The 496-nt window shown below is 82.5% G+C and carries 1 pseudogene; it reads left to right on the forward strand.

Annotated elements, in window-relative coordinates:
- Nucleotides 1–68 precede the first annotated feature (68 nt).
- A pseudogene (locus FOE67_RS28175) lies at nt 69–496 on the forward strand (hypothetical protein); the annotation flags it as partial.

Here is a 496-nt window from a genome sequence, read left to right on the forward strand (position 1 = left end):
GCCCTCCGGCGCCCGGGACACCGGACGCCCCGCCCCCCACGGGCAAGGGCGGCAAGGGCGGCGGAAGGGTGCCGGCCGTCCTCGCGTCGGTGGCCGCCGTGATCCTGGCGGGTGCGCTGGTGCTGCCGGACGCCGTCGCGGGCCCGGCCGACCACGCCGCGACCGAGGCCCGGGCGGTCACGGAGCTCGGTGCAGGCCCGGAGGAACCGGCGGGTTCCGCCGGGGGCACGGGCGACCCGACGGGCCCCGCGCCGATCGCGGACCCCTCCGCCGAACCCGGGGAGCCCGGCGACTCGGAGGGCGCCGACACGACCGACGGCCCGGGGGACACCGACCCGACCGGCGACCCGGCGGGCGCCGGGGGCGGGTCCACCGGTGACGCCGCCGGCACGGGTGACCCCGGTACCGGGGTCATCGGCGGAAGCGGTGACCCCGGCACGGCACCGCCCGGCTCCGGGGACGCCGCCGGCGGGACCACCGGGGGGACGGGCGGTGC

The organism is Streptomyces calidiresistens, from assembly GCF_014141525.1.
Taxonomy (GTDB): Bacteria; Actinomycetota; Actinomycetes; order Streptomycetales; family Streptomycetaceae; genus Streptomyces; species Streptomyces calidiresistens.